A 7068-nucleotide genomic window follows, 5' to 3' on the forward strand; every position below is an offset into this window, starting at 1 on the left:
TGGTTCGATGCAGGCACGTGCCGAAGCGCCGGCACCGGACCCCTCGTGGGGGCCGGTGCGGCGCGCCTACGAGGCGGAGCTGGCCGCACGCGGCTACCACAGTGACCCGGCGCAGCTGCGCGCGGTGCAGGCGCTGGAGCGTTGCGCCGCTGAGTGGGCGCACTTCAAGCAGCGGCGCTCGAATGCGCTCAAAAAGCTGATCAACCGCCTGCCGATCCCGCGCGGCGTGTACATGTACGGCGGGGTAGGGCGCGGCAAAAGCTTTTTGATGGACTGCTTCTACAACGCCGTGCCCCTGCGGCGCAAGACGCGGCTGCATTTTCACGAGTTCATGCGGGAGGTGCACCGCGAGCTCACGAATCTGCAGGGCACGGTCGACCCCCTCGACGCGCTGGCTCGGCAGATGTCGGTGCGCTACCGACTCATCTGCTTCGACGAATTTCACGTGGCCGACGTGACCGACGCCATGATCCTGCATCGGCTGCTGGAGGCGCTGCAGAAATACGGCATCGGGATGGTGACGACCAGCAACTTTCATCCGGATGGGTTGTACCCGGACGGCCTGCACCGCGATCGCATCCTGCCGGCCATCGAGCTGCTCAAGCGCACGATGGAGGTGGTCAACGTCGACCACGGCATCGACTATCGGCGCCGCACGCTGGAGCACGTGCGGCTGTACCTGACACCGTTGGGCGAGGCCACCGAGCGCGAAATGGAGGCGACCTTCGAGCAACTGGCCGAGGCGCACGACGAAGACCCCGTGCTGCGCATCGAGGGGCGTGAGATCCGCGCCATTCGCCGCGCGGGGGGCGTTGTGTGGTTCGACTTTCGCACCCTCTGTGGCGGCCCACGCTCACAAAACGATTATCTGGAACTGGCCACCCAGTTTCACACCGTGCTGTTGAGCAATGTGCCGCACATGCCGGTCAACATGGCGTCGGCAGCCCGGCGCTTCACTTGGTTGGTCGACGTGCTCTACGATCGCCGCGTCAAGCTGATCGTTTCGGCGGCCGTGCCGCCGGAGCAGCTCTACACCGAAGGGCCGCTGGCGCACGAGTTTCCGCGTACCGTTTCGCGACTGCACGAAATGCAGTCCCGCGAGTACCTGGCGCTGCAGCGGCGCGAGGTGGATACCCGGCTGAGGTGATTTCGGATTCGTGGCGGAGAGAGGGGGATTCGAACCCCCGAGGGGCTGTTAACCCCTACACGCTTTCCAGGCGTGCGACTTAAACCACTCATCCATCTCTCCGTGGCAGCCACGCATTGTACACCGCGGCTCAGTTGGTCTTGACCGTACCCACCATCTTCATGGCGGAGCCGATCAGGGCCGAGACTTCGGTCATGTTGCTGGGCACGATGAGCGTCGTGTCGGCATCGTGTGCGACGCGGGCGTAGGCTTCCACGGCTTTTTCGGCCACCTTCAGTTGCACCGCTTGCTCACCACCAGGTTGGCGGATGGCCGCCGCCACGCGCTCGATGGCCTGGGCGGTGGCCTCGGCCACCTCGCGGATGGCGGCTGCCTCGCCCTGCGCCTGGTTGATGGCGGCTTGCTTTTCGCCCTCGGACTTGGCGATGAACGCCGCACGTTCGCCCTCGGCCAGGTTGATCTGCTCTTGCCGCTTGCCCTCGGAGGCGGCGATCAGTGCCCTTTTCTCGCGCTCCGCGGTAATCTGCGCCTGCATGGCGCGCAAGATTTCGGCGGGGGGCGTCAGATCCTTGATCTCGTAGCGCAGCACCTTCACGCCCCAGTTGAGCGCGGCTTCGTCGATGGCGTTGACCACCTGGGCGTTGATCATCTCGCGCTCTTCGAAAGTTTTGTCCAGCTCAAGCCGGCCGATGACGCTGCGCAGGGTGGTTTGAGCCAGCTGCGTGATCGCCAGCACGTAGTTGGACGAGCCGTAGCTGGCACGCATGGGGTCGGTGACCTGGAAGTACAGGATGCCGTCTACCTTGAGCTGGGTGTTGTCCTTGGTAATACAGATCTGTTCGGGCACGTCCAGCGGGATTTCCTTGAGGCTGTGTTTGTAGGCGACCTTTTCGATGAACGGGATGACGAAGTTCAAGCCTGGCGCCAGCGTGCGGTCGTAGCGCCCGAGGCGCTCGACGACCCAGGCGGTTTGCTGTGGCACGACCTTGATGGCCTTGGCCACGAAGATCACGGCGATGACGAGTAGGAGGAAAGCGATTTCCATAAAGCCTCCGGTGTGAGAAAAAGTGCCGATGGGGTCAGGCAGGCTCGACGACCAGGCGATTGCCGATGACGGCGGTGATGCGCCAGGCGCCGGGTGATGGTGACGTTCCAGCAGCCGCTTGGGCCACCCAGTCCGCCCCGCGGTAGCGCACGTGGGCAGTGCCATCGGTATTCCAGGCGGGCACGTGGATGATCTGGCCGATGTCGAGCACCACGTTGGGGTCGGACTGTGGCGCGGGGCCCTTGGGGTGGCGGCGGCGCCAGCGCATCCATACTGCCACCGCGCCACCGCCGACGAGTGCCGCCGTCACGAGCTGCCCACTCAAGCCCAAACCGGCATGCGCGGCCAGCGCACCGGCGGCGGCCCCTAGGGCCAACATGAGCAAGAAGAATGTACCGCTGGTCAGCTCGGCCGCGACGGCCACGCCGGCCAGCAGCCACCATACCGTCGAATCTGCCATGATCAGGTCCTTCGCTGCCTCAGTGCGCGGTGAATGAACCCCGAGCGCGTGTTTGGGTTATACAACGCCTGCGTGACGCCGTTCGTTATTTTCTCGTGCGGAGTCATCCGTCGCCCACCGGTTGTTCGTACACTTGCGCCCCATGAAATTCCGCTTTCCCATCGTCATCATCGACGAAGACTACCGTTCCGACAACACCTCGGGCTTGGGTATCCGGGCGCTGGCGCAGGCCATCGAGGCCGAGGGCTTCGACGTGGTGGGCGTCACCAGCTACGGCGACCTCAGCCAGTTCGCCCAGCAGCAAAGCCGCGCCAGCGCCTTCATTCTGTCGATCGACGACGAGGAAATCAGCGGCAACCCGGAAGACGACCCGGCGGTGCAGAACCTGCGCGCCTTCATCCAGGAGGTGCGACGCAAGAATGCCGAAGTGCCGATCTACGTGTACGGTGAGACGCGCACCAGCCGCCACTTGCCCAACGACATTTTGCGCGAGCTGCACGGCTTCATCCACATGTTCGAGGATACGCCGGAGTTCGTCGCGCGCCACATCATCCGCGAGGCCAAGGCGTACCTGGAGTACATCCAGCCGCCCTTTTTCAAGGCGTTGCTGGACTATGCCGAAGACGGCTCGTATTCGTGGCACTGTCCTGGGCATTCGGGTGGGGTGGCGTTTCTCAAGACACCCGTGGGTCAGATGTTTCACCAATTCTTTGGTGAAAACATGCTGCGCGCCGACGTCTGCAACGCGGTGGAGGAGCTGGGCCAGCTGCTGGACCACAACGGCGCCATTGGCGAGAGCGAGCGCAACGCCGCGCGTATCTTCAACGCCGACCACTGTTTCTTCGTCACCAACGGCACCAGCACCAGCAACAAGATGGTTTGGCACCACACGGTGGCGCCGGGCGATGTGGTGCTGGTGGACCGCAACTGCCACAAGTCTATCCTGCACAGCATCATCATGACCGGGGCCATCCCCGTATTCCTCAAGCCCACGCGAAATCACTACGGCATCATCGGCCCGATTCCGCGCAGCGAGTTCGAGCCCGACAGCATCCGCGCCAAGATTGCGGCGCACCCCTTGCTGCAAGGCGTGGATCCCGCCAGCGTGCGGCCCAAGATCCTCACGCTGACCCAATCCACCTACGACGGGGTGCTCTACAACACCGAAACCATCAAGCAGCTGCTCGATGGCTACGTGGACAACCTGCACTTCGATGAGGCGTGGCTGCCGCACGCGGCGTTTCACCCGTTTTATGGCACTTTCCACGCCATGGGGCGCAAGCGCGCACGGCCGCAACATTCGGTGGTGTACTCCACGCAGTCCATCCACAAGCTGCTAGCCGGCATCAGCCAGGCGTCACAAGTGTTGGTGCAGGACTCGCAAACGCAGCGCCTCGATCGCCACCTGTTCAACGAGGCGTATCTGATGCATACCTCGACCAGCCCGCAGTACAGCATCATTGCCAGCTGCGACGTGGCCGCCGCGATGATGGAGCCGCCGGGAGGCACGGCGCTGGTGGAGGAGAGCATCGCCGAGTCGCTCGACTTCCGGCGCGCCATGCGCAAGGTGGATGCCGAATTCGGACCTGACGAGTGGTGGTTCCAGGTTTGGGGGCCGGAGGAGCTGGCGGAAGAGGGCATTGGCCGTGCCGATGACTGGGTACTCAAGCGCACCGATGCCGCCGGCGTGCAGACCGCCGACGGCGAAGACGCCTGGCATGGCTTCGGCGACATGGCGCCGGGCTTCAACATGCTCGACCCCATCAAGGCCACCATCATCACGCCGGGCCTCAACCTCAAGGGCGACTTCGCGCCCACGGGAATCCCGGCCAGCATCGTGACCAAGTTTTTGGCCGAGCACGGCGTGGTGGTGGAAAAGACGGGCCTGTACTCGTTTTTCATCATGTTCACCATCGGCATCACCAAGGGCCGCTGGAACACGCTGCTCACCGCCTTGCAGCAGTTCAAGGACGACTACGACCGCAACCAGCCCATGTGGCGCGTGATGCCGGAGTTCTGCCGCAAGCAGCCCCGCTACGAGCGCATGGGTCTGCGCGACCTGTGCCAGTTCGTGCACGAGATGTACGCCCGCTACGACGTGGCGCGGCTGACCACCGAGATCTACCTGAGCGATCTGACGCCGGCCATGAAGCCCAGTGACGCCTACGCGCAGATCGCGCGCCGCAACACCGAGCGCGTGACGATCGACGAGCTGGAGGGGCGCATCACCACTGCCCTCATCACGCCGTATCCGCCTGGCATTCCGCTGCTCATCCCGGGTGAAGTGTTCAACCGCCGCATCGTGGACTACCTGAAGTTTTCGCGCGAGTTCAACGAACGCTGCCCGGGGTTCGAGACCGACATCCATGGGCTGGTCATCGAAGAGACGTTCGATGGTGGCAAGCGCTACTTCGCTGACTGTGTTCGGCGCGATGGATGAGGCTGTGGCGAGCGCTGTACCTGGGGCGGGGCGGTTTGCGTTGCGTCAAAAAGCGCGCCACTGCTGGCAGCCTTCGCCGGGAAGGTGCGCTGGGCTCGGTTACAGTTGATCCATCGATCGTTGACCACTGACACAGGAGAGATCATGTTCCCCGAGTACCGCGACCTGATCAGCAAACTCAAGCACCACAACCACCATTTCACGCGTCTGTTCGACAAGCACAACGAGCTGGACGAACGCATCCAGCGCATGGAGCAGGGCATCGAGCCTGCGACGCACGAGCAGATCGAAACGTTGAAGAAAGAGAAGCTGCGCCTCAAGGACGAGCTGTACGACATTTTGCGCAAGGCCGCTGCCGCTGCGGCATGACTGACCGGGGCCGGGTGTGGCCAGCGGTCGCCGTCAGCCGCTGGCCGCTCCACCAATGACCCGCCGCGCCCCGTCGAAACGGGAGCGCCAGTAGCGGTCGTCGAGCCGTTCCAGCCGCACCTGCGCCCCCGTACGTGGGGAATGGATGAAGCGCCCTTGGCCCACGTAGATCCCGACGTGGCTGAACGACTGCCCTTGGGTGTTGAAAAACACCAGGTCGCCGGGTTCCAGCGCGTCGGGCTCGATCGCTTGCGTGGCCTGGGCTTGTTCGACCGAGCGCCGTGGCAGGCGGATGCCCGCGCTCTCCCAAAACGTCACCTGCACGAAGCCGCTGCAGTCCACGCCCTGTTCGAACCCGGTGCCACCCCGCTGGTAGGGGACACCGACATACGCCATCGCATAGACCAGTGCGGCGGAGCGACGGCCCGGCTCGTCATCTCGGCGGAAAACACCCGGGGTCGAGGCATTGGGCGTGCCGCCCTCGGAATCACCGATGGGCTCGCCCACGACCGACGCGGCTGCGGCGGCAGACGGCACCACCCCCCGCGCCGCCAGCAGCTCCATGATAGGATCGCGGGCCTCGGCGACGGGCAGCCAGCCACTGGCCGCGATCAACGCGAGCACGGCCGCCCAGCGCCTGCTGCGTGCCGACGATCGCATACACGGTGCCGAATAACCGCTCGTTCTGGTCATGGCGGTGACATTACGGCCAGATGGTGCGGCTCGTCAATGGCCGCCCACGCATCAGCGAGGAAAACCCCCCATGTTGTTGGATCTACGCGACTGCCAGCTCGTCCTGGTGGACTACCAGCCCCGTTTGATGGCCGCGATCGCCCACGGCGATGACGTGCTGCAGCGGGCTACCGTGCTGGCCCAGCTGGCCCAGTTGCTGGATGTGCCGGTGTGGGGCACAGAGCAGGCCCCCGAGCGCCTGGGGGCGTTGCCCGCCGAGCTGCGCAGCCGCTGCCGGCAGGTGTTTGCCAAAACCGCGTTCGATGCCTGTGACAGCGGCCTGTTGGCGGCGCTGCAGGCGCCCGTGCGCCCCACGGGCAACGCACGCAGCCTGCCCAAACACCTGCAAAAGCCCGCAGTCCCCGCGCGCCAGACGGTCGTGCTGGCCGGTTGTGAGGCGCACGTGTGCTTGCTGCAAACAGCGCTCGGTCTGCTCGAGCACGAGCTGGACGTGTGGGTCGTGACCGATGCCTGTGGGTCGCGTCGGGAGCGGGACCGAGACGCCGCGTTCGACCGGTTGGCCAGCAGTGGGGTGGAGTTGGTGACCGTCGAGATGGTGGGGTTCGAGTGGCTGCGCGACGCGCGCCATTCTCGCTTTCGGGACGTGCTGGCGTTGCTCAAATAAAAATTGCTAATCATGTAACCTTGACCTTGCCCCTGGAAACCGGATCCATTGCTGAGTGGTTGAATACAGGCAAGGAGAACGGAAGTGACGAAGGCAACGAGAGCGCGCGACACGCTGGAGTTCAAGCTGGAAGCGGTCAGGCTGGTCAAGGCTGGCCAGAGCATGGCGGCGACGGCGAAGATCCTGGGCATTGCGCAACAGACGCTGCACAACTGGATCCGTGCGGACCGAGACGGTCGTCTGGCGGGGG

General features: G+C 64.5%; 8 protein-coding genes and 1 tRNA gene. 5 read left to right on the forward strand and 4 right to left on the reverse strand.

Features of this window, described 5'->3' with window-relative positions; translation table 11 throughout:
* The first annotated feature begins 7 nt into the window (after positions 1–7).
* The gene (gene zapE, locus Q0716_RS00165) at positions 8–1147 is read left to right on the forward strand and encodes a cell division protein ZapE (RefSeq protein ID WP_299018384.1); all 1140 of its coding nucleotides are present in this window, start codon (positions 8–10) and stop codon (positions 1145–1147) included.
* An 11-nt stretch (positions 1148–1158) separates the two neighbouring features.
* Here the strand turns inward: zapE and Q0716_RS00170 are convergent.
* From Q0716_RS00170 to Q0716_RS00180, 3 genes are all read right to left on the reverse strand, one after another.
* Positions 1159–1249 (reverse strand) — tRNA-Ser (locus Q0716_RS00170).
* 28 nt (positions 1250–1277) lie between these two features.
* A complete protein-coding gene (locus tag Q0716_RS00175; RefSeq protein WP_299018385.1) occupies positions 1278–2192 on the reverse strand; it encodes a stomatin-like protein in 915 nt (304 codons plus the stop codon).
* A gap of 34 nt (positions 2193–2226) precedes the next feature.
* Positions 2227–2652 (reverse strand): NfeD family protein, encoded by a 426-nt coding sequence (locus tag Q0716_RS00180; RefSeq protein ID WP_299018387.1) that lies wholly within the window; start codon positions 2650–2652, stop codon positions 2227–2229.
* A 142-nt stretch (positions 2653–2794) separates the two neighbouring features.
* Here Q0716_RS00180 and Q0716_RS00185 point away from each other — a divergent pair, with 142 nt between their 5' ends.
* Both Q0716_RS00185 and Q0716_RS00190 read left to right on the forward strand, forming a co-directional pair.
* Entirely contained in the window at positions 2795–5092 is a 2298-nt protein-coding gene (locus Q0716_RS00185) for an arginine/lysine/ornithine decarboxylase (RefSeq protein ID WP_299018389.1), read from the forward strand.
* A gap of 144 nt (positions 5093–5236) precedes the next feature.
* Entirely contained in the window at positions 5237–5461 is a 225-nt protein-coding gene (locus Q0716_RS00190) for a YdcH family protein (RefSeq protein WP_299018391.1), read from the forward strand.
* A gap of 33 nt (positions 5462–5494) precedes the next feature.
* Here the strand turns inward: Q0716_RS00190 and Q0716_RS00195 are convergent, their stop codons facing one another.
* Positions 5495–6085: a C40 family peptidase gene (locus tag Q0716_RS00195; protein WP_299018393.1), complete on the reverse strand. Its 591-nt coding sequence runs from the start codon at positions 6083–6085 to the stop codon at positions 5495–5497.
* 139 nt (positions 6086–6224) lie between these two features.
* Between Q0716_RS00195 and Q0716_RS00200 the strand changes: the two genes are divergently transcribed.
* Both Q0716_RS00200 and Q0716_RS00205 read left to right on the forward strand, forming a co-directional pair.
* Positions 6225–6818, forward strand: coding sequence for an isochorismatase family protein (locus tag Q0716_RS00200; protein WP_299018395.1), 594 nt, complete (start codon positions 6225–6227; stop codon positions 6816–6818).
* 84 nt (positions 6819–6902) lie between these two features.
* Positions 6903–7068: transposase (locus tag Q0716_RS00205; RefSeq protein ID WP_299018397.1), on the forward strand; the 166-nt coding region annotated here is incomplete at its 3' end.

The sequence above is a fragment of the uncultured Tepidimonas sp. genome (genome assembly GCF_938045175.1).
In the GTDB taxonomy this organism is placed as follows: Bacteria; Pseudomonadota; Gammaproteobacteria; order Burkholderiales; family Burkholderiaceae_C; genus Tepidimonas.

Coding starts and splice junctions, on each gene's coding strand:
- Q0716_RS00185 (WP_299018389.1), top strand. CDS start 2,795: ATGAAATTCCGCTTTCCCATCGTCATCATCGACGAAGACTACCGTTCC.
- zapE (WP_299018384.1), top strand. CDS start 8: ATGCAGGCACGTGCCGAAGCGCCGGCACCGGACCCCTCGTGGGGGCCG.
- Q0716_RS00200 (WP_299018395.1), top strand. CDS start 6,225: ATGTTGTTGGATCTACGCGACTGCCAGCTCGTCCTGGTGGACTACCAG.
- Q0716_RS00180 (WP_299018387.1), bottom strand. CDS start 2,652: ATGGCAGATTCGACGGTATGGTGGCTGCTGGCCGGCGTGGCCGTCGCG.
- Q0716_RS00190 (WP_299018391.1), top strand. CDS start 5,237: ATGTTCCCCGAGTACCGCGACCTGATCAGCAAACTCAAGCACCACAAC.
- Q0716_RS00175 (WP_299018385.1), bottom strand. CDS start 2,192: ATGGAAATCGCTTTCCTCCTACTCGTCATCGCCGTGATCTTCGTGGCC.